The organism is Kutzneria sp. NPDC051319 (assembly GCF_040682195.1).
In the GTDB taxonomy this organism is placed as follows: domain Bacteria; phylum Actinomycetota; class Actinomycetes; order Mycobacteriales; family Pseudonocardiaceae; genus Kutzneria.
In genome coordinates, this window is the sequence record NZ_JBFBAM010000049.1 from 40,670 (window position 1) to 61,716 (window position 21,047).

Genomic DNA, 21,047 nt, shown 5'->3' on the forward strand with positions numbered 1-21,047 from the left:
CAGGGTGGGGGCCTCCCGGCCCCCACCCCGGTCCTACGCGAAGTACCCGAACACGTCGGCCACCACATCGACCGAGCCGGCCAGGTTGTAGAAGTCGACCGTGCCGTCCGGGCCGATCGGCACGATCACCTGGCCCTGGGTCACCTGCCCCGGACCGAAGTTCAGGTTCGACGTGCCTGGCCGGTCTGTGCCGCCCGGGAACACCGTCAGGAAGCTGTTCGCGGTGCCGTTGACCACAGTCACGTTGAGCACCACGGACTTGGCGTTGCCCGGCACGGAGCCGACGCCGGCGACCTTGAGGCCGAGGGTGGCGTTGGGACCGAGGGTCGTCGCGTTGTCACGGGTGTCGACCAGGCGGGAGGGGGCGACGGGCGTGAACGCCGTCGTCTGGGTGAAACCGTTGGGCCCCGCGATGAAGTAGCCCGCGATGTCGACGACGACATCGGCGCTGCCGGCGAAGTTGTGGAACGCCACCACGCCGTTGGCCGACATCGGCACGATCACCAGGTTCGACACGGTCTGGCCGGCGCGGTAGTTCAGGTTGGACGCCGTCGGCAGGGGGCCGCCGTCCGGGTGGACGGTGAGGAAGCTGTCGGCGGTCGGGTTGGTCACCGTCACGTTCAACACCACTGCCTTGGCGTCCGACGGCGTGTCACGGCCGACGCCGCTGAGCGACACATGTAGGTCCCGGTTGGCGCCGATCTGCTGGATCGGCACGCCGCCGGTGCCGTCGCGAGTGTCGGCCACGCGCTGCGGCTGCACGGTGTGCAGGAAGCTGCCGGTCTCCTCCGCCGGCGTGGCGCGGTAGTAGCCCTCCAGGTCGACGATGACGTCGGCCGAGCCGGAATGGTTGGCCACCACCACCTTGCCGTCCGGACCGACCGGCACCGTCACCAGATTCGGCACGGTCTGACCCGCCGTGAAGTTCAGGTTCGATGTGCCGGGATTGGGGCTACCACTGGGAAAGACCGACAGGAAGCTGCTATCGGTGGTGTCCGTGGCCGTCACGTTCAGCACGACAGCCGTGACGCCGGTGGCCGGCACGCCCTGCACGCCGGTCACCCGCACGGCCGTCTGGCCGCCGGCGCCGAGCGGGCCGCCGCCGTCACGCGTGTCCAGCAGGCGCTGCGGCCCGGCCGGGTAGTAGGCGCTGCCCACGCTGATCTGTTGCGTGGTCTCGGCCGTGCCGCCATTGGTGTCGTGGATGGTCAGCTTGACCGTGTAGCTGCCGGGCGTCGCGTAGGTGTGCCGGAAGGTGGTGGTGTTCGGGTTCTTCACCACCGGGCTGCCGTCGCCGAAGTCGTAGTCCTCCCCGGTGACCTCCCACGGATCGGTCGTGCCGAAGGAATCCACGCCGACCATGAGCGGACCGACCTGCCGCACCCCCAGCTTGGCGACGGCCGGCGCCGGCGCGTTGACCCGGACGTAGTCGGTCCCGAGGCGCGTCGCGCCGCCCTGCAGCGTGGCCGTCACCGTTGCGCGGTAACCGAAATCGCCGTCGGGGATCGGGTCGAACACGCGGGTGTAGGTGTGCTGGGCGGTCGGCGTGTCGGTGGTGACCGGGGCGCTGCCGTCGCCGAAGGCGATCGTGTACCGCACCGGCGTCGACCACGGGTTGTCGATCGTGCCCGTGACGGTCGCCGGCAGCGGGGCGGGGCCCTCGCGCGGCGTGGCCGTGACCCGGGTGATCTTGAACGGGTCCTGGAACTCGAAGGCCCCTCGGTCGGCGAAGCCCGTCCCGGCGTTGGCCGCCAGCGGGTCGTCGACCCTGGCCGCGCCGACCTGGTCGGTGGCCAGCTCGCCCGGCGCCGCCGGGTCGGCGGAGTCGATCGCCGGCGATCCCTCGGTCAGCGTGGGGTCGTCGCCCAGCCCGAGCTTCGGGTCGGCGTTGATGTCGTGCGCGCCCTGGCCCGAGGCGGCGGTGAAGGCCGCCGGCGTCGAGTACGCGGTGCCGCCCCAGCTGTACAGGGCGTCGGACTGCGCGGTGTTGACCAGGTTGTGGTCGACGACGGTGTGCTCGGTGGAGCCGGCGGCCACCACGAGCTCCCCGGTCGTGTCCGAGGGCCCGCAGTTGGCCTGGCCGTCGAGGACATTGTGGTTGTTGTGCACCAGGTTGTTCTCGACGGTGGCACCGGTGGACGAGCCGGCCAGCGTGATGCCGGAGACGCAGTTGTCGATCACCGTGTTGCTCGTGACGACGGTGCCCGGGGCGTCGGTGGCGACGACGCCGGGCGCGAAGTTATACCGGATGAGGTTGGTGGTGACCGTCGCGCCGGTGACGCCGGGCGCGACGGCGACGCCGGCCGTGCCCCAGTTCAGGATGTTGTTGCGGCTGATGATGACCGGGCCGCTGCCGTTGACCAGGTCGACGCCGATGCCGGGCTTGGCGTTCGGGGCCACCGCGCTGCCGCTGATGTAGTTGCCGTCGACGGCGACGTGGTCGGAGTGGTCGACCACGACGGCGGCCTCGGTGGCGTAGGTCCTGAGCTTGGTCAGGACGACGTCGTGCGCGCCGCTGACCGTGACCGCCCGCGGCGAGAACACGCCCTGGTCGGACAGGCCGATGAACGTGCCCGACGGGTTGCCGACGAAGGTGATCGGCGCGTCGGGCGTGCCCGACCTGGTGATGGTCACCGGGGCGTACTGGCCGTAGCCGATGTGCACGGTCTGGCCGGGCGAGACGACGTTCGCGGCGGCCTGGATGGTGCAGAACGGCTGGAGCTGGCTGCCGGGGCCGGTGTCGAGGCAGGCCGCCTTGGAGCGGTCCACGTACAGGTCGGTTCCGGCGGCGCCGGCGGGTGCGGCGATGGCGACAAAGGCCGCGCTGATGAGCGCGAGCGTCACCGCCGACGTCACGAGACGTCTTGGCATTCGGTCGATCCCCCTAATGCGGTGCCCGCGGTGGGCACACCATTCCTGCCTCGGTATCGACCGGGAACCGTTGACCGTTACTACGGAAAAAATGTCGTGAATGCGGCTTTTACGCAGGTCAAGGCGTCGGCACCGGGAAGGCGACGGTCGGGGCGTCGGCGCTGGACAGCAGCGGCAGCGAGATGCGGAAGACGGCGCCGGTGTGGCCGGGCGGCGGGGCCTCGCAGCGGAGGTCGCCGCCGTGGGCGCGGCAGATGCCACGGGCGATGGGCAGGCCGAGGCCGGAGCCTCCGGAGGAGCTGGCGCGGGCCTCGTCGAGGCGGACGAGGCGGTCGAAGATGCGCTCACGGTCGGCCTCGGCGATGCCAGGACCGTCGTCGACGACGAGGAGCTGGGCGTAGCCGGCGGAAGCGCCGACGGTGAGGGCGATGCCGCCGGAGCCGCCGGTGGCCTGGCGGGCGTTGTTCATCAGGTTGGCCAGGACCTGGGCGAGGCGCTGGGGATCGCCGGTGACGACGACGGACGGGCCGTCGACGGAGACGGCGAGCTCGGGGGCGAGCACCCGGGTGCGGTCGGCCTCGGCGTCGGCGAGGTGGCGCAGGTCGACGGGCTCGTGCTGGAGGTCGAGACCGGCGTCGATGCGGGCCAGGGCCAGCAGGTCGTCGACGAGGCGGCCGGCCCGGCGGGACTCGCGGACGAGCAGCAGCAGCATCCGCTCCCGTTCCTCGGGATCGGTCTCCGGGTTCTGCTGGAGCACGGACTCGGCCACGGCCTGCAAGCCGGCGACGGGCGTGCGCAGCTCGTGGGCGGCGTCGGCGACGAACTGCCGGGTCCGGGACTCGGCGCGGCGGGCCTGCTGCTCGGCGCCCTCCAGCTCGTCGAGCATGCTGTCGAAGGCGGCGGCGGTGCGGCCCAGCTCGGTGTCGGTGCGGGCGGGCGCGAGCCGTCGACCGCGGTTGCCGGCGGCGATGGAGCGGGCGAGCGTGGCCATGTGGTCCAGCGGCCGCAGCGCGAACCGCACCAGGAAGATCAGCCCCACGGCGGTGATGACCAGCGCGGCGATGCCGACGATGAGCAGCAGCCGGCGCAGGTTGGCCTGCTGTCGCGTCTCGGAGTCGGCGTAGATGGTGATCCGGGTGCCATTGCGATAGGTGACGGTGCGGGAGGCCGGCGCGGCCGCCGGGGGCGGCTTGGAGCCGAACGCGGCGCCGCTGGGCTCGGTGATCCGCACGAAGATGTAGCCGCCCAGCGACAGCCGCGCGTACAGCTGCTCGGGTTGTAGGCGCTGCTTCTCCAGCTGGTTGGCCAGCTGCACGCGGTCCCGGATCAGGTTGTTCTGGTCCTGCACGGTCTGCCGGCCGAACAGCGCGTCCACCACGACGACCAGCCCGATCAGCACGGCGGCCAGCGCGATGGTGACCGACAGCGTGACCCGCAGCCGCAGCGAGCCGCTCTTCACGCGGTACCGACCCGCAGCACGTAGCCGAGCCCGCGGACCGTGTGCAGCAGCCGGGGCCCGTGGGCTTCAAGCTTGCGGCGCAGGGAGCTGACGTGCACCTCGACCAGGTTGGGGTCGTAGTCCTCGTACCCCCAGACGCTGGTCAGGATCTGCGTCTTGCTGACGACACGGCCGCGCTGCGCCGCGAGGTAGCAGAGCAGCCGCAGCTCGGTGGCCGTGACGTCGACGGTCGCGCCGGAGTAGAGCACGACGCCGGAGTCGGCGTCGACGAGCAGGTCGCCGATCTGCACGGCCGACGGCGTGCGGCCCAGCCGCCGCAGCACGGCGCCGACGCGGGCCACGAGCTCGGCCAGCACGAAGGGTTTGAGCACGTAGTCGTCGGCACCGGCCTCCAGACCGCGCAGCCGATCGGGCACGCCGTCGCGGGCGGTCAGCATGACCACGCCGGCGTTGCTGGCCCGGCGGATCACCTCCAGCAGCTGGAAGCCGTCCCGGCCGGGCAGCATGATGTCCAGCACCACCAGGTCCGGCCGGAACTGGGCGAGGTCGGCCTCCACCTCACGGCCGTCCGGCCGGGCCAGCACCTCGTAGCCGCTGTCACGCAGGGCGGAGCGCACCGCGGCGCGAATCGCCTCGGTGTCCTCGACGATCAAGATCCGGGCGACCGACACAGGCCCATTCTGCTGGTCCCGGCGGCCGCGCAGGTGGCGGCTGGCCGACGTTTCAGGCTCCGCTCAGGTCGTGGCGGGACGCAGCTCACTCCCCCAACCCGACGGCGTGGGTGCCGCGCGGCCGCCCGTCTGGGACGATGGTCGCGTGGCGGCTCGGCAGACCCAGGTGCGATGGGTGCTGATCCTGCTGGTCATCGGGCTGGTCGGGATCGGTGCGGCGGTGCTCGTGTGGTGGCCGACGCTCGGCTTCCCCGACACCGAGGCGCCCTCGGCCGTCCACACCAAGGCCACGGTGGTCACTTCGGCCCAGTGCGGCAGCGGCAACGCCCACGACACTGTCGAGTTCACCGTCGACGGGGCCAGGAAGCAGGCTCCGCTGGACGGCTGCGGCCAGGCCAAGGGCACCGCTCTCGATGTCGTCGTCACCACCGACAACGGCCAGCTCAGCGCGCACGCCGCAGACGCCTCGCAGGTCGCCGGCAACCGCGACGGCCGGCTGACCGCCGTGCTGCTCTGCCTGAGCGCCGTGGCCGGCGCGCTGTACGCGTACCTCATTCGATACCGGCCAGCTCCGAAAACAGCCGCTCCCGCGCCGGTGGTCGGCGCCGCGGAGCCGCCCGCCTTCCCCGAGCCCGCCTTCCCGGAGCAGGTGTACCCGGAACCGGCCTTCCCGGAGCCGGTTTTTCCGGAGCCGGCGTACCCCGAGCCGATGTACTCCGAGCAGGCCGAGGAGCAGGAACCCGAGGCCCTCGACGACGAGGAGGATCCGGCCGGCGAGGACGACCCGGCCGAGGAGAACGTCGAGCCCAGCCCGCACCCCTAGATCCGGACGTTGTCCGTCCACAACGACGCCAGGCCGTCGTCGGCGGTGAGGCCGCCCCAGGGACCGCGGTTCCAGAGCGACAGGTACAGCTCGGCCGCCGTGCCGGCGACGGTGCTGTCGGCCTCCACCGGCGACTCCACCCGCACGCCCGACGGGCGCTCCAGGCCGTAGCGGACCAGCCAGTGGTCGCCGGTGTCGGTGGCGCTGACCAGCGCGGACCGCTCCTCCTCGGCGTGCAGCCCACGGTTGCGGGGCAGCAGGCCGCACAGCATCTCGTCCACGCCGTCGGCGGCGAGCGAGGACGGGATGGGCGAGGGCAGCCCGGCGGCGGCCTCGGCGTCGACGCTGTGGATCGTGGTCTCGTGGGCCTGCCGACGGGCCCAGAACACCAGGCCCGACGGCGCGGACCGCAGGAACTTCCAGCAGTCGAGATCCGCGGGCGCGTCGGTGAGGACGTCGACCAGCCGGGTCACGCCGTCGCGGAACCAGGCGATCGCGCCGTTGTCGGGCAGGTCGCCGGCGACGGCGTGCAACTCGGGGAAGGCGACGGGCTCGGTCCGCGCCTCGCCGACGAACGTCGCCGCCCACCGGTGCACCCGGCCGGTGTGCAGCAGCAGGTCACGCACGACCCAGTCCGGGCAGGTCGGCACGGGGGCGTCCAGCCCCGCCTGCTCGGCCGCGGCGGCCATCCGCTCGCCCTGCCCGCCCACGGCGGCGATCCACTCGCGAGTCTCCATGCCGCGAGCCTGCCACTCAGGCGACGTCGGCGGAGCTGGCCAACCAGGTGTTGCACTGGGCGAGGCTGTTGCGCTGGAAGCCGGAGGTCCACCAGCCGACGGCGTGCTCGTCGGAGCCGTGGTCGCGCGGCGGGCCGAGGTGGTCGCCGCGCTGCTGGGTGGTCTGGGCCTCGTGGGTGATGTTGCCGTCGATGTCGCCGCGGCCGGAGGTGGCGGCCAGGAACATGCCGGAGAAGCACTGGGCCTGGAGCTCGAACCGCCGGGACAGCTCCTGGCGGACGTCGTCGTTGGCCGCGTTGTTGGTCTCCCGGCCGTAGGCCAGGTCGAGGCCGGCCATGTCCTGCACGTGGTGCCCGTACTCGTGGGCGAACAGCGCCAGGTAGACGCCGGGGTGCGCGCCGTACAGGTCGGTCTGGATGGCGGCGAAGGGCATGTAGATCGTGTTGTTGGTCGGGCAGTAGAACGCGGCGACACGGCCGCTGGCGGCGGTCTCGGAGCCGCACGGGCTGTTCCACGTGCCGCCGTCGGGGAAGGCGAGGTCGGCGGCGAAGAACGGCAGGCCGGCGGCCTTCATCACGGGCGACCAGGCGGCATCCAAGCAGAGCACCGCGCTGCGGAAGAACCGCTCGGCGCCGGCCGGATCGGTGGTCCAGCGCGAGAGCTTGCACGTCGTCGCGGGCAGGCCGCCGACCTCGAACAACGGGTTGTCGGCCAGCTTGGCCACCGGCTGCGGCCCGACCGGCTGGGTGGTCGTGGCCGGCGGCCGGGACGTCGTCCGCCGGCTGGTCGTCGGCAGCGGCGTGGTCGTGGTCCGGCGCGTGGTGGTGTGCGTGGGAGACGTGGTGGTGGTCGCCTCGGGCGTGTACGTCATGGTCGGCGTGTTGTCGGAGTGGGCCGTGGGCTTGGACCGACCCAGCTGGCTCAGGCCGATCGCCGCCACCCCGACGAGGACCACGCCCACCAACACGATGGCCACGAGAGGCCCGCGCGAAGGTCGCCTTGGTGGCGGCTGGCCGTGCCAAGTGCTCGTTGGTGGCGGCATCACTGGTGGTACGACGGATGCCGCCGACCAGTTCACCGGCGGCGGGGTGATCGGTGGCGGCGGATAAGCCGGCGCGTACGGCCCGGTCGGATACGGGCTGTTCGGATACGGGCTGGGCACCGGCGGCGGCAGCGGGCGCGCCGGCGGCATGCCGCCATAACCGGGCTGCCAACCGGGCGGCTGGGTCACGGGCCCTCGCTAGCGCTCGGCGGGTCTGCGACCCAGGTCCCTGTGCTCAATGGTGACCCCGCAAGCTCAGTCACGGCAGTTCTCCCCCTCGGTCGGTCACTGCACGTCGGAGCTGCTGGCCACCCACGTGTTGCACTGCGCGACCGTCTTCTTCACGAAGCCCTGGGTCCACCACGCCGACGCGTGCTCGCTGGTGCCGTGGTCGCGGCGCTCGCCGGGCTGGTCGCCACGGTCCTGCGTGTTCTGGGCGTCCCGCGCGACGGTGTTGTCGACGGAGCCGTGCCCGGCCGCGGCGGCCAGGAACAGCCCGGAGAAGCACTGCGCCTGCAACTCGATGCGGCGCGACACCTCAAGGGCGGCGGGGCTGTCCGGGTCGACGCCGTTGTACTCCTGCTTGTGCGCGGCCGTGAGCACGCCGCTGAGGTCCTGCACGAAGTGGCCGTACTCGTGCGCGAACACCGCGAGGTACGCGCCGGGGCGGTTGCCGATCTCGTCGGTCTGCAGGCCGGAGATCGGCATGTACAGGGTCTGGTCGCCGTTGCAGTAGAACGCCGCGGCCTCCTCCTGCGACACCGAGCCGCAGGGGCTGCTCCACGTCTTGCCGCTGGGGAAGGCCAGCTTCGGCTCATGGAACGGCAGCTTCACGGACTGGAGCACGGGCTGCCACGCCCGGTCCAGGCACGGCAACGCCGCGGTGAAGTACGCGTTCGACGCCGACGACACCGACTGCCAGCGCGGCAGCGTGCACGTCACGGAGGTCGGCCCCTGGGCCGTGAACAGCGGGTTGTCGCCCAGCTTGTCCACGCCGTCTTCGGTGCCGCCACCGCCGCCGGTGCCGGGCGAGTTCGTCGGCACGGAGGTAGGCAGGTTGGTGGGCGACGGCGTGGCGCGCTGCCGGCTGCGGCCGTGCCCGCTCAGCCCGATCACGGCGACACCCAGCACCACGAGCCCGATCAGGAACAGCGTGACGAACGGGCGCCGCGACGGCCGCCTCGGCGGCGGAGGCGGGTAGGGCGAGAACTGCTGCGGCGGTCCCACCGGCCCGTGGGCCCGCGCTGGCGCTCCGTGTGCAGACAGCGGCGGCGGCATGACGGGCCGCGCCGGCGGCATCGCGTACGGGTTGTAGCTGGGCGGCGGCTGCTGGCCGTAGTACGGGTTCGGCGGCGGCTGCATGGGCGGCGGGTACGGACTGGGCTGCGGGTACTGGCTGGGCAGCGGCGGCGGCAACGGATTCTGCGGCGGAACATTGCCGGAGTTCCACGGATTCAACTGACGTCCCCCTGCGGCGCGGCCCACGTGTTGCACGCGGCCGTCTTGTTCTGCTCGTACCCGATCTGCGCCCACCGGCCCTGGTGCGCCGCGGTGCCGTGGTCCTTCTCGCCACCACCGTCGGCGAACGCGGCGGCGCCGTCGCCGGCCATGGACCGGCTGACCGAGCCGTGGCCGGCAACGCTGGCGAGGAACATACCGGCGAAGCAGTTCGCCTGCAGCTCTAACCGCCGAGAAAGCTCCCACCCGGCATCCGTGTCGCGACCGGCGCTCGCCTCACGGCGTGACTCGGCCAGCAGGATGCCGCTCATGTCCTGCACGTGGTGCCCGTACTCGTGGGCCAGCACGCCGAGCACCACGGCCGGGATGCCGTCCGTGCCGTCGAGCACGGACTCCAGGGGCATGTGTAACTCGTTGTCCGCGCCGCAGTAGAACGCCACGGGCGTGCCGTCGCCGCGTGAGCGGCACGAGCCGGAACTGTCGTCCATGGTCAGTTTCGTGGGCTGGAACGGCATGTCCAACGCGGTGACGACCGGCTTCCACGCGGCGTCGAGGCACGTGAGCTCGGCTGTCAGGTACGCGCGCAACTCCTCGGACGCGCGGCCGAACTTGGGCAGCGTGCACGTGCCCGTGGCCAGCGACGCCGTGTAGGTCAGCAGCGGATTGGTCGCGAGCGCAACGACCGGCCGCGGCGGTTCCGCCTGCGCGGCACCGGCGATCGCTTCCGTGGGGCGCAGGTAGTCGACGCCGAACACCAGCAGCAGCACCAGACCCAGCGCAGCGAGCGAGATGTAGCGCTGCGCCGATGTCCGCTGTGGAATCCGAACCGGAGCACCACTCGCAAGAAGGTCGAACGCGCCCCGGTTGTCCATCTACGCCCTCTGCTCGCGGGCCGAGCCGGCCCCGATGGTGGATATCGCCGCAAGGATAGGCGGGCTGGACTATTGTCCGCTCCCGTGTTCACCAACTGGGGCCTGGCCGTGGCCACTGTCACGCTCTCCGTCGCTGGCGCCGGGTTCTCCGCCGGCGCCCTGCTCTCTCCGGGCGCCCTGGTCGCCACGCAGGCGGCGCCGGCCGACGGCGGCGTGCAGTCGCAGGTCGCGCTGAAGGTCGAGCGGGACGGCAAGCTCACGGTCAGCGAGAAGGTCACGGTGCCGGCCGGCAAGTCGGCCAACCGGATCGCGCCGCTGCGGCTGACCGCGGGCCCCGACACCGAGCGCGTGTACACGGTCACGCAGCCGAAGGTGACCGGCAACGGCAGCGCCTCGGCCGACGACCAGAACCTGACCGTGCACCTGGGCGCGGGCGAGTCGACCGTCAGCTACGTGGTCGACGGCGCCGTGGCCGACCAGGGTTCGCACGAGGACGTGCGCTGGCAGGTGGCCAGCGGCTGGGACGTGACGATCGATCGGCTCACGGTGTCCGTGGTGACGCCGGCCGAGCCGCAGTCGATCACCTGCCTGGCCGGCGATCCCGACTCGACGACCGCGTGCGGGCTGTCGCAGATCGGCGAGGGCGGCGTGCCGACGGCGGAGCAGGACACGCTCACGCCGGGCCAGCGCGTGGACTTCGCCATCGGCCTGCCCAACGGCTCGGTGCCGGTGAACGAGCGCACCGCGGCGACCAACCAGCTGGCGTCGGCCTTCGCGCTGACGCCGGAGACCGGCATCGGCCTGCTGGTGCTGGTCGTGTTGCTGCTCGTGGGCATCGGCCTGCTCTGGTACGCCCGCGGCCGCGACGCGAAGGCGCTCGCCGGCGACGTGGGTCCCGTGGAGGTGCTGGCGCGGGACGCCGCCGGCCACGTGGCGTTCGCCTCGCCTGACGGCGTGCTGCCGGGGCAGGTCGGCACCGTGATCGACGAGCACGTGGACGTGGTGGACGTGACCGCGACCGTCATCGATCTGGCCGTGCGCAACTACTTGTGGATCGACGAGGTGCCCGACGGCGAGGGCGTGCTGGACTGGCGCATCGTGCGTCGCAACCCCGCCGACGACTCGCTCACGCCGTACGAGAAGGCGGTCTACACCTCACTGCTCGGCGACGCGGAGCAGGTGCGGTTGTCGGAGCTGCGCGGCAAGCGCGTGGACCTCACGGCGGTGCGTGACGCGCTGTACTCCGACGTCGTGGCCAAGGAGTGGTTCGCGCGGCGCCCCGACACCGAGCGCAGCCGCTGGTGGTGGGCCGGCGTGGGCATCGTGGCGCTGGGCATCGTGCTCACAGTGGTGCTGGCGCTGACCATCGGCCACGCGCTGCTGGGGCTCGCCGTGGTCATCGCCGGCGGCGCGCTCGCGGCCGGCTCGCGGTCCATGCCGGCCCGCACGCGGCGCGGTAGCGCACTGCTGCACCAGGTGCGCGGTCTGCTGACGTACCTGACGACCGTGTCGCCCACGGACATCCCGGACAGCGACCGGGAGATGGTGTTCTCCCGGTCGCTGCCGTACGCGGTGGTGCTGGGCCAGACCGACCGCTGGCTGTCGGTGTTCCGCGGCCTCGACCCGGACGCCGACGGCACGCCCGGCCTGTACTGGTTCGGCGAGGCGGAGCAGGTGCGCGACCTGGACCGCTTCGCCAGCCGCTTCCCGGCGTTCCTCAGCTCCCTGGACGGGGTGCTGGCGCAGGGAGGGCACCTCCGGGCGTTGAAGGCTTAGGCGTCCAGTCCGGGTGACCCGGCATCGGCGGCGTGGTGACGCCGTACAGCCAGTCGTGCAGGAACGGCCCCAGGTCCTGGCCGCCGACGCTGGTCGCCACGCGGATGAAGTCGGCGCTGGTGGCGCTGCCGTCGCGGTAGCGGTCCAGGTAGGCGTCGATGATGCGCCGGAAGGTCTGGTCGCCGACCTTCTGCCGGAGGGCGTAGACGACCAGCGAGCCGGTGCCGCGGCCGAGCGGGAACATGAGGTCCGGCCGGGTGGGGTTGCCCGGCGTGATGCCCTGGGCCCGGGCCGTCGGGTCCAGCGTCTCGTAGGACCAGCGGAACTCGTCGGCCAGCGACGGGCCGCCGTGCTCGGCCGAGTACAGGCTGTCGAAGTAGATGGCGAAGCCCTCGCTGAGCCAGATGTCGTGCCAGTCGGCGACCCCGACGGAGTCGCCGAACCACTGGTGGGTCAGCTCGTGCACGACGACCGGCGCCTCCTGGGGTTCGGCCAGCGCGCCGGCCCGGAACACCGGCAGCGTCTGGGTCTCCAGGGCGTCCGTCTGCTGCACGGCGTGGTCCGCGCCCAGCAGGCCGACCGTCTCGAACGGGAAGCGGCGGCCGATGCGCTGTTGGAGCCAGTCCAGGAAGCTCGGCAGCTGGTCCAGCATCGGCTTGGCCGCCACCGGGTCGGGCACGGCGCTGCGCAGCGGGAGGCCGTTCGGGCCGGTTCCGGTGACCATCGTGAACTTGCCGACCGCCAGCTGGGCGAGCTGGGGTGCGAAGGGATGCGCCGAGGCGTAGGTGAAAGTGGATGCGGACTTGGTGTCGTTCCGCGCTACCAGGGAGCCATTCGCGGCGACGGTCCAGCCCTTGGGGACGGTCACGTGATAGGTGAAATAGGCCTTGTCGTCGACGGCGTCGTTGCAGGGGAAGAAAAGATGGGCCCGGTCGGGCTGCCCGAACCAGGCGAAGCCGCCGTCGGGGCCGTTGGCCCAGCCCGCGGTGTCGTCCACTTGCGACGGCACCTTGGCGGCGCGGTCGGCGGTGAAGTCGACGGTGACGGAGAAGGCGCCCCGCACGGCCGCGACCGGATCGACGACCAGCTTCTCCTTGTCCAGGTGGAATGCGGCGTCACGGCCGTCGACCCGGACCTTGCCGACGGCGCCGCCCGCGTAGTCGAGCCGGAACTCGGAGAGCCTGCGATCGGCCACCGCCGCGATGCGGGCCGTGCCGGGCGACAACGTGGTGCTCGGGTTCACGTCGTAGGTGAGGTCGTAGGCGGCGACCTGGTAGCCGTCGTTGCCCAGATCGGGCAGCAGCGAAGGCGGGGATGGTGTGACCGCGGACACAGCGAGCGCGGTCGCCGCGGCCATGCTTGACAGGCTCATACGGGAACAATCCCCAGTTCAGCCGTAGGCGGACATCGCACCTGAGGTTGATCACCTCGGTACGACCGGGGGCTGACGTCACGACGTCGTAGTCTCTGTGTCATGGCCGCACCGGAACTGCACAGGTTCACTCTCCCCAACGGCCTGCGCGTGGTGCTCGCCCCCGACCGCACAGCCCCCGTGGTCGGTGTGAGCGTGCACTACGACGTGGGCTTCCGCTCCGAGCCCGAGGGACGCACCGGGTTCGCTCACCTCTTCGAGCACCTGATGTTCCAGGGCAGCGAGAGCCTGGAGAAGCTGGCGCACTTCCGGCACGTGCAGTCGTCGGGCGGCACGTTCAACGGCTCCACGCACCCGGACTACACCGACTACTTCGAGACGCTGCCCTCGGCGGCGCTGGAGCGGGCGCTGTTCCTGGAGGCGGACCGGATGCGCGCGCCGCGCATCACCCAGGAGAACCTCAACAACCAGATCGACGTGGTCAAGGAGGAGATCCGGCTGCGGGTGCTCAACGCCCCGTACGGCGGGTTCCCGTGGATCTGGCTGCCGCCGGTGCTGTACTCGACCTATCCCAACGCGCACAACGGCTACGGCGACTTCGCCGAGCTGGAGCAGGCCAACCTGGACGACTGCGCCCAGTTCTTCGACACCTACTACGCGCCCGGCAACGCGGTGCTGACGGTGGCCGGCGACTTCGCCCTGGAGCAGGCGACCGACCTGGTGCACCAGCACTTCGCCGACGTGCCGGCGCGGCCGACGCCGCCGCGGCCGTCGTTCGCGGAGCCGCACCTGCAGGGCGAGCGCCGTTCGGTGCACGAGGACCCGCACGCGCCGCTGCCGGCGCTCGCGGTCGGCTACCGTCTGCCGGACCCGGCCACCGACCTGGACGGCTACCTGGCCAACGTGGTGCTGGCCGCCGTGCTGTCCGACGGCGACGCCTCGCGGCTGCAGCAGCGCATGGTGCACCGCGAGCCGCTGGTCACCGACATCTCCGTGGGCGCCGGCCTGTTCGGGCCGCTGGACGCCCGCGACCCCGACACGTTCACCGTGACCGCCATGCACTCCCCCGAGGTGTCCGAGGACCGCATCCTCGGCGTGCTGGACGACGAGCTGGAGAAGCTTGCCGCGTCCGGCCCGCAGGAGGACGAGCTGGCTCGTGTCGCCGCGCGGTGGGCGGCGGCGATGCACCGTGAGCACGACCGCATCACCTCCCGCACGCTGTCCTACGGCGCCTCCGAGCTGCTGCACGGCCGCGCCGAGCTGGCGTCGGACCTGCCGGAGCGGATCCGCGCCGTCACCACGGACCAGGTGGCCGCCGCCGCCAAGGCCCTGCGGCCGGATTCCCGGGCCGTGCTCGTCGTTCCCGCCGCCGGAGGCAACCAGTGACTTCAGTCAGCTACCGCACGGCCGAGCAGATCGGCCACACCGAGAAGGGGCCGCGTCCGCTGCCCGCTCTCGGCACGCAGACCGCGGCGGCGCAACCGTCCCTTGTGGACACCGTGCTGCCCAACGGGCTGCGGGTCATCGCCGTGCGCAAGGAATCCGTGCCCATGGTCGAGCTGCGGCTGCGCATCCCGTTCGCGGGCACCGAGCGGCTGCACGCGGCTCGCGCCGAGGTGCTGGCCAACACGCTGCTGACCGGCACCGAGCGCCGCGACCGCACGCAGTTCGACACCGACCTGGCCGCGGTGGGCGCCGACCTGAGCTCCGTGGTCGACCCGGAGCGGCTCAGCATCGGCGGCAGCGCCCTGGCCAGCGGCCTCGACGTGCTGCTGGACGTGCTGGCCGACGCCCTGACCGGCGCGGTGTACCGGGACGACGAGGTGGCCCGCGAGTCGGAGCGCCTGGTCGAGCGCATCACCATGGCGCGGTCGCAGCCCAGCGTCATCGCCCGCGAGGCGCTGCAGACGCACCGCTACGGCGACCACCCCTTCGCCAAGGAGATGCCCGAGGCGGGGGAGATCGGCGAGGTCTCGCCGGAGCAGGTTCGTGCGCTGCACAAGGCCTCCGTGCTGCCGCGTGGCTCGCTGCTGGTGCTCGTCGGCGACGTCGACCCGGACGCCGCGGTGGCGGCCGTGGGCGCGGCGCTGTCCGGCTGGGAGTCCGACGGCAGCGCCGTGGAGCTGCCGAAGCTGCCCGTGCTGACGCCGGGCGACGTGCATCTCGTGCACCGGGCCGGCGCCGTGCAGTCGCAGATCCGGCTGTCCGCGCAGACGTTGCCGCGCACGGACCCGGGCTATGCCGCGTTGCAGGTGGCCAACCTGGTGTTCGGTGGCTACTTCTCTTCGCGCCTGGTGGAGAACATCCGTGAGGACAAGGGTTACACCTACGGCGCGCACTCGTACTTCGAGTTCACCAAGGACAGCGCGACCGTGCTGGTCGAGGCCGACACCGCCAGCGGCGTGACGCCGGCGGCGTTCTGGGAGACCCGGTACGAGCTGGGCCGGCTGGTGCTGTCGCCGCCGAGTGCGTCCGAAGTGGAGAACGCGCGGCAGTACGCCATCGGCTCGCTGCTGACGTCCACCTCCTCGCAGTCGGGTCTGTGCGCCACGCTCGTCGCGCTGGGCGCGATGGGCCTGTCCTACGAGTGGCTGCGCGACCAGCCGCTGCGCATCGCCGCCGTGACCGCGGAGCAGGTGGCCGAGGCGGCGGAGCAGCACTTCGCGCCGACCCGGTTCACCGGCATCGTCGTCGGCGACGCCGATGTGCTGGCGCCGCAGTTCCGGGCGATCGGCGGTGTGGTGCTGCCGTGACCACCTGTGCCACCTCGGCCGGGTTCCAGCTCGACGAACTGCCGGCGCTGTCCCGGACCGCGGTGCCTCGCAACGACGTGCTGCGGGACGACACCGAGCAGCTGGCGCGGCTGTGGCCGACCGCCAAGCTGCTGCCGGTCGACCGCCGCGGCCGGGCGCCGATGGGTCGCTCCGGCGACATGCCGGTGCTCGACTTCCGGGCCACCGAAGGGCCGACGCCGCCGTCGGACGCCGTGTTGCTCGGCGAGCAGGACGGCGTCTGCTACTGGGCTGTGCGGGCCGAGCCCGACGGCCCCGTGCAGGAAGGCATGGGCTGGGACGCCACGCTGCCCGACACCGACGAGGCGGTGTGGCAGGACCTTCGGCTGGCCGGCGGCCTGCTCAGCGCCGAGGACGCCGGGCTGCTGACCACCGCGGTCGCCGTGCTCAGCTGGCACGACGTCGCCAGCTTCTGTGCCAAGTGCGGGTCCCGGGTCGAGACCAGGCGGGCCGGCTGGGCCACGCACTGCACCGGGTGCGGGCGCGAGGAGTACCCGCGCACCGATCCGGCCGTCATCTGCCTCGTGCACGACGGCGCCGACCAGGTTCTCCTTGCGCGCCAACCGATCTGGCCGCCCGACCGGTACTCCGTGCTGGCCGGCTTCGTCGAGGGCGGCGAGTCGCTGGAGGCGTGCGTGGTGCGTGAGATCTGCGAGGAGGTCGGCATCACCGTGGACACGGTGCGCTACCTCGGCAGCCAGCCCTGGCCGTTCCCCCGCTCGCTCATGGTCGGCTTCAGCGCCGTCGGCGACGCCGCCCAACCGCTCGTGCCGGCCGACGGCGAGATCGAGAAGGCCCGCTGGGTGCACCGGGACGAGGTCCGCGCGGTGCTGGCCGCCGGCGGCACCGGCCCCGGCCTGATCCTGCCCGGCGTCACCTCCATCGCCCGCCGAATGCTGGAGTCCTGGGCCAAGGGCTGACACGTGCTCGAACGGCCGGTTGCCTCTGTGGCGACCGGCCGTTCGCCATCCAGTGCGGGTCACGCCACCAGGCGTGGTGGTTAGCGGATTCCCCTCTCACCCACTACCCACCCCCCAGTGACACCCTGTTGCTGTCGCCTTTCGGGGCCATCAAAGCCTGGCAGGGGCGGCTACTCGGCCAATACCGAGGCACTACTCGAGTAATTCGACGTGCGATCTCCGGACAGATCGCAAATCCCGCTGTGCACGGGCCGAGCAAGGCGACCGCCGTAGCCGATCAGCAGGCCCTTGAGGGCTTCGCCCACCTCGCCCGGGCCGCCGGCGACAAGGAACTGGCCCGCCGTCGGTGGGAGGAGGCGATCTCCCTGTATCCCACGGAGGTCTTCGAGGCCCGGTACGCCCGACACCACCTGGACTCGCTCGACGATCCGGCCGCGACCTGCTTCCGCTGCGCCATGACCGTTCGTTGACAGCCAAGGAAAAGGGCTCCGGGCCTGATCGGCCCGGAGCCCCTTTGTCGTTGCGGTGTCAGTGGTTCTGGTACGGGGCCTTGGCCTGCTGGGCGGCGTAGACCAGGGCCGGGCGCATCTTGGGCCAGAAGAAGCTGTCCTGGCAGGAGTACTTGGGCAGGAAGCCACTGCACCCGCGGCCGGCGTTGTCACCGACCTCGATGGTGAAGCTGGCCACGCCCAGCTTGTCGTAGGACCAGTCGTCTGTGCTGCCGGAGGCGTTGTAGAGCACCTGGCCGGCCTGGCCGTACGGGTAGCCGGTGATCGAACCCAGCTGCTTGCCGATGGCCCGCAGCGAGGCGTCGTTGCCGGTGTGCACGCTGGAGCTGTAGTCCCACGGGAAGATGACCACGCTGCCGTCGCTGTGCATCGTCATCATGATGCCCTTGGTGTCGGCGGGCGCCGGGTCGGTGACCCCGGTGCCGCTGCGGCGGGCCGGCCACAGGTTGCGGAACAGGCCCTCCATCGCGGTGTTCTCGATCTCCGAGTCGGCCGACGGTCCCTTGTAGACCTCGTTGCACGGGTCGGTCGAGGTGCTCGCCCCGCCGAAGTGCGTGTTGTAGTTGCGGTTGAGGTCCACGCCGATCTGGCCGCCGAAACCGCAGCTGCTGCCGTGGCTGTTGTCGGCGTTCTTGCGCTGGAGCTTGGGCGAGTTGCCGCCCTGCTGCACGATGTCGACGCCGTCGGGATTGGCGATCGGCACCACCCACATCTCGGTGGAGTCCAGCAGCGCCTTCACCGTGCTGTCGGTGGCGTAGCTGTTGACCAGGTAGTCGATCCAGCGGTACGCGACGTCGCCGGTGGTGATCTCACGGGCGTGGATCTGCGCCATCAGGAAGAACCGGGGCTTGGCCGAGTTCGGGTTGAGCGCGCAGTCGCCGGCCTGCTTCTTGGTGATGCAGATGCCCTTGAGGTCGTAGCCGGCCTTGCCCTTGGACTTCAGCCAGGACTGGCCGTAGGTGAACGAGGTGGCCAGGTCCGGGTGCTGCTGGGCGACCTGGTCCATGTGCGCGTACTGGGCGTTGACCGTGTGGTAGCCGCCGTAGTAGGTCTCGCCGGCGTCGGCCGCGGTCGGGCTGTTGGTCGCCCGCGCTTTGGGCGGCGTCCAGCTCGGCGGGGTCATCGCGCTCTCGGTGCTGACGGTGAAGCCGGCCGCGCGTAGGCGGTCGCCCTCGGCGGCCGCGCCGAGCACGAACAGGTCGTTGCCGTCGCGGTCCTCCAGCACGTCGAAGCCGTAGGAGAAGAGCTTCTCCGCGTCGGCCGAGGCGCCGGAGACCCGGTAGACGAAGGTGGCTTGGCTGGACTGCGTGCTCTCGGTGGCGGCCACGGTGGTGGTCGCCGTGCCGGCCTGAGGCAGCAGCAGTACGGCCGCGGCGGCGATGGCCGCCGCGACACCGCCGATGGGCAGGGGCAAACGCCGTGCCATGTGTCCTCCCGCAGGGTGAAAGGGCCAGCACGGACGGTAGCGCCGGGAGGTCACCCGCATAACCAACGAAGGGCGGGAATCAGGCCGGAGTGACCTTCTTGACGTACAGCAGGCGGTCGCCGGTCTCGATGGCGTCGGCCTCGGGGGCGTCGACCCGGTAGAGCACGCCGCTGCGGACGACGCCCAGCACGATGTCGGACAGGTGCCGGGGCGAGCCACCGATCTCGCCGGTCTCCACCTCGCGTTCGGCGATGGCCAGGCCGACGTCCGGGGTGAGCAGGTCCTCGACCATCGCCACCACGCTCGGCGTCGTGGTGGCCATGCCGAGCAGCCGCCCGGCCGTCTCGCTGGAGACCACCGTCTGGTCGGCGCCGGACTGCCGGAGCAGGTGCTCGTTCTCGGCCTCACGCACCGAGACCACGATGTGCGCCTTGGGGGCCAGCTCGCGGGCGGTGAGCGTGACCAGCACGGCGGTGTCGTCGCGGTTGGTGGCCACCACGATCGCCCGCGCTTTGGGCACGCCGGCCACGCGCAGCACGTCGGAGCGTGTGCCCGAGCCGGTGACGGTGACCAGTCCGCGCGCGGAGGCGGCCTCCAGGGCCGGCTTCTCCGTGTCCACCACCACGATCTGCTCCGCGTCGACGCCGTCGCCGAGCAGCGTGACGACCGCGGCCCGGCCCTTGGTGCCGTATCCGACGACGACCACGTGGTCGCGCACCTTCGACCTCCAGCGTTGGATCTTGAACGACTGCCGGGAACGCTCGGTGAGCAGCTCCAGCGTGGTGCCGACCAGCAGGATCAGGAACAGCGCGCGGATCGGCGTGAGGACAAGGACGTTGACCAGCCGGGCCGCCTCGGTGACCGGCACGATGTCGCCGTAGCCGGTCGCGGTGAGCGACACCGTCGCGTAGTAGAGGCAGTCGACCAGGCTCAGGCCCTTGGTGGCCCCGTTGGCGTCGCGGTAGCCGCCTCGGTCCAGGTAGACGATGACCACGGTGACCGCCAGCGCCAGCAGCGCGAACACCAGGCGGCGGATGACGGTCCGGATCGGGCTGCCGCCGGTTGCCGGCACCCGCACCACGCCGACCAGGGCATGGCCCGGACGGTCCGCGAGGCCGTCGACACTGCTGCTCATGCTGCCGCAGGGTAACGGGCCGCCGACGCGGTGATCACCTCCCCCGGATAGGTAACTTTTCAACCGATCATGAGTCGATAGTGGTAACTTCCCCACCACATCCCGCTCGACCAGCTAGGACCCGTTCTGCCTCGCCGCGAAGGGACCCAACGTGGCACCCTCGGTCCATGACGTCCCCCCGTCCGGCGCTCGCGTTGTCCGCCCTGTTGGCGGTCGCGGGCGTGAGCCACTTCGCCCGTCCGAAGCCCTACGACCGGATCGTGCCGACGGTCCTGCCGGGCCGGCCCCGGACGTGGACGCACATCTCCGGCGTCGCCGAGCTGGCGGTGGCCGCCGCGATCGTCACGCCGCGCACCCGCCGACTGGGCGGGCTGGCCGCGGCCGTCCTGTTCGCGGCCGTCTTCCCGGCCAACGTCAAGATGGCCCTGGACGCCCGTGGCCGGTCCAGGGGCGAGAGGTTGGCCACTGTCGCCCGCCTTCCGCTGCAGGTTCCCCTGGTGATCTGGGCGCTTCGGGTGAGCCGTTCGGCCGCCTGAGCCGTATGTTTCCTGCAATTGGCTATCTGCAAGACTCTGTCGCCGCGGCGACCCTGACCATAGGATGATCGCGTGCAGTCGCGAACCCAGCACGCTGTGTCCGCCCTCGGCTGGCGGGGCACGGTGATCTCGGATGTGGCCGTGCTCGGTCAACGGGTGTCGGCGGTGGTTCGGCTGCGCGCGGACGTGCACCGCTGGCGCACCGAGAACGGCTGGCCGCCCGCGCCCGACCCGTCCTGGTTCCACTCCTGGTTCGAGCCCGCGTTCCACGACGTGGTGCCGGTCTCGGCCGTGGAGCTCGTCGGCATCCTGGTGACGGAGTCCACCGTGGAGCAGGCCCTGGAGGCGTGCGGCACGCTGATGACCCTCGCGCCGTGCGCCGTGCTCGTGCCCGAGAGCAGCGACTACGACCCGTGGCCGCTGATCGAGCTCGACTACTACGGCGTCGGCCTCGTCCGCGCCGGCGACGACGGGCCGGCCCGCCTTGAGGTGGCGCCGGAGGACCGAGCCAGCGAGTTCGGCCCCTCGCCCTTCAGCCGCTGGCTGCTGGAGGTCCTGTACGCCCACGTCACCGCGCCCGGGGCGATGCTGCTCCAGCACTGGGACGGCGCCGAGCAGCTGCCGTAACTCGACACATGGCTGCCTGAG

The 21,047-nt window shown here is 71.8% G+C and carries 18 protein-coding genes; 8 read left to right on the forward strand and 10 right to left on the reverse strand.

The window, feature by feature from the left end:
- Positions 1 to 33: 33 nt before the first annotated feature.
- The 3 genes from AB0M73_RS34375 to AB0M73_RS34385 all read right to left on the reverse strand — a co-directional run bounded on the left by AB0M73_RS34375 (position 34) and on the right by AB0M73_RS34385 (position 5,001).
- Entirely contained in the window at positions 34 to 2,871 is a 2,838-nt protein-coding gene (locus AB0M73_RS34375; protein ID WP_363899729.1) for a right-handed parallel beta-helix repeat-containing protein, read from the reverse strand.
- 118 nt (positions 2,872 to 2,989) lie between these two features.
- On the reverse strand, positions 2,990 to 4,330 hold the full coding sequence (locus AB0M73_RS34380) for a HAMP domain-containing sensor histidine kinase (protein WP_363899732.1): 1,341 nt from the start codon (positions 4,328 to 4,330) through the stop codon (positions 2,990 to 2,992).
- Positions 4,327 to 5,001 (reverse strand): response regulator transcription factor, encoded by a 675-nt coding sequence (locus AB0M73_RS34385; protein WP_363899735.1) that lies wholly within the window; start codon positions 4,999 to 5,001, stop codon positions 4,327 to 4,329. Before AB0M73_RS34385 ends, AB0M73_RS34380 begins: the two co-directional genes overlap by 4 nt.
- 145 nt (positions 5,002 to 5,146) lie before the next feature.
- On the opposite strand from AB0M73_RS34385, the gene AB0M73_RS34390 reads away from it, so the two are divergent.
- Complete coding sequence (locus AB0M73_RS34390) at positions 5,147 to 5,824, forward strand: hypothetical protein (RefSeq protein WP_363899738.1); 678 nt, start codon at positions 5,147 to 5,149, stop codon at positions 5,822 to 5,824.
- Here AB0M73_RS34390 and AB0M73_RS34395 read toward each other — a convergent pair.
- From AB0M73_RS34395 to AB0M73_RS34410, 4 genes are all read right to left on the reverse strand, one after another.
- Complete coding sequence (locus tag AB0M73_RS34395; protein WP_363899741.1) at positions 5,821 to 6,561, reverse strand: maleylpyruvate isomerase family mycothiol-dependent enzyme; 741 nt, start codon at positions 6,559 to 6,561, stop codon at positions 5,821 to 5,823. The genes AB0M73_RS34390 and AB0M73_RS34395 overlap by 4 nt on opposite strands.
- Before the next feature lie 16 nt (positions 6,562 to 6,577).
- Positions 6,578 to 7,537 (reverse strand): neutral zinc metallopeptidase, encoded by a 960-nt coding sequence (locus tag AB0M73_RS34400; RefSeq protein WP_363899744.1) that lies wholly within the window; start codon positions 7,535 to 7,537, stop codon positions 6,578 to 6,580.
- 351 nt (positions 7,538 to 7,888) lie between these two features.
- Positions 7,889 to 9,061, reverse strand: a complete 1,173-nt coding sequence (locus tag AB0M73_RS34405) for a neutral zinc metallopeptidase (RefSeq protein ID WP_363899746.1) — start codon at positions 9,059 to 9,061, stop codon at positions 7,889 to 7,891.
- Entirely contained in the window at positions 9,058 to 9,933 is an 876-nt protein-coding gene (locus AB0M73_RS34410; protein WP_052395156.1) for a neutral zinc metallopeptidase, read from the reverse strand. The genes AB0M73_RS34405 and AB0M73_RS34410 overlap by 4 nt, the downstream gene beginning before the upstream one ends.
- An 84-nt stretch (positions 9,934 to 10,017) precedes the next feature.
- On the opposite strand from AB0M73_RS34410, the gene AB0M73_RS34415 reads away from it, so the two are divergent.
- The gene (locus tag AB0M73_RS34415) at positions 10,018 to 11,709 is read left to right on the forward strand and encodes a DUF2207 domain-containing protein (protein ID WP_363899751.1); all 1,692 of its coding nucleotides are present in this window, start codon (positions 10,018 to 10,020) and stop codon (positions 11,707 to 11,709) included.
- Here AB0M73_RS34415 and AB0M73_RS34420 read toward each other — a convergent pair.
- The gene (locus AB0M73_RS34420) at positions 11,651 to 13,081 is read right to left on the reverse strand and encodes a M1 family metallopeptidase (protein WP_363899754.1); all 1,431 of its coding nucleotides are present in this window, start codon (positions 13,079 to 13,081) and stop codon (positions 11,651 to 11,653) included. The genes AB0M73_RS34415 and AB0M73_RS34420 overlap by 59 nt on opposite strands.
- A gap of 102 nt (positions 13,082 to 13,183) precedes the next feature.
- Here AB0M73_RS34420 and AB0M73_RS34425 point away from each other — a divergent pair, with 102 nt between their 5' ends.
- The 4 genes from AB0M73_RS34425 to AB0M73_RS34440 all read left to right on the forward strand — a co-directional run bounded on the left by AB0M73_RS34425 (position 13,184) and on the right by AB0M73_RS34440 (position 17,263).
- A complete protein-coding gene (locus tag AB0M73_RS34425) occupies positions 13,184 to 14,467 on the forward strand; it encodes a pitrilysin family protein (RefSeq protein WP_363899757.1) in 1,284 nt (427 codons plus the stop codon).
- The gene (locus tag AB0M73_RS34430; RefSeq protein ID WP_363899760.1) at positions 14,464 to 15,834 is read left to right on the forward strand and encodes a pitrilysin family protein; all 1,371 of its coding nucleotides are present in this window, start codon (positions 14,464 to 14,466) and stop codon (positions 15,832 to 15,834) included. The genes AB0M73_RS34425 and AB0M73_RS34430 overlap by 4 nt, the downstream gene beginning before the upstream one ends.
- Positions 15,831 to 16,793: an NAD(+) diphosphatase gene (nudC, locus tag AB0M73_RS34435; RefSeq protein ID WP_363899763.1), complete on the forward strand. Its 963-nt coding sequence runs from the start codon at positions 15,831 to 15,833 to the stop codon at positions 16,791 to 16,793. Before AB0M73_RS34430 ends, nudC begins: the two co-directional genes overlap by 4 nt.
- A 242-nt stretch (positions 16,794 to 17,035) precedes the next feature.
- Positions 17,036 to 17,263, forward strand: a complete 228-nt coding sequence (locus tag AB0M73_RS34440) for a hypothetical protein (protein WP_363899766.1) — start codon at positions 17,036 to 17,038, stop codon at positions 17,261 to 17,263.
- A gap of 58 nt (positions 17,264 to 17,321) precedes the next feature.
- On the opposite strand, the gene AB0M73_RS34445 is transcribed toward AB0M73_RS34440, so the two are convergent.
- Positions 17,322 to 18,728, reverse strand: coding sequence for a M14 family zinc carboxypeptidase (locus AB0M73_RS34445; protein WP_363899769.1), 1,407 nt, complete (start codon positions 18,726 to 18,728; stop codon positions 17,322 to 17,324).
- Between the two features lie 79 nt (positions 18,729 to 18,807).
- Entirely contained in the window at positions 18,808 to 19,863 is a 1,056-nt protein-coding gene (locus tag AB0M73_RS34450; protein WP_363899772.1) for an NAD-binding protein, read from the reverse strand.
- 167 nt (positions 19,864 to 20,030) lie between these two features.
- Between AB0M73_RS34450 and AB0M73_RS34455 the strand changes: the two genes are divergently transcribed.
- On the forward strand, positions 20,031 to 20,399 hold the full coding sequence (locus AB0M73_RS34455; protein WP_363899775.1) for a DoxX family protein: 369 nt from the start codon (positions 20,031 to 20,033) through the stop codon (positions 20,397 to 20,399).
- 72 nt (positions 20,400 to 20,471) lie between these two features.
- Positions 20,472 to 21,026, forward strand: a complete 555-nt coding sequence (locus tag AB0M73_RS34460) for a hypothetical protein (RefSeq protein ID WP_052395164.1) — start codon at positions 20,472 to 20,474, stop codon at positions 21,024 to 21,026.
- Positions 21,027 to 21,047: the final 21 nt, after the last annotated feature.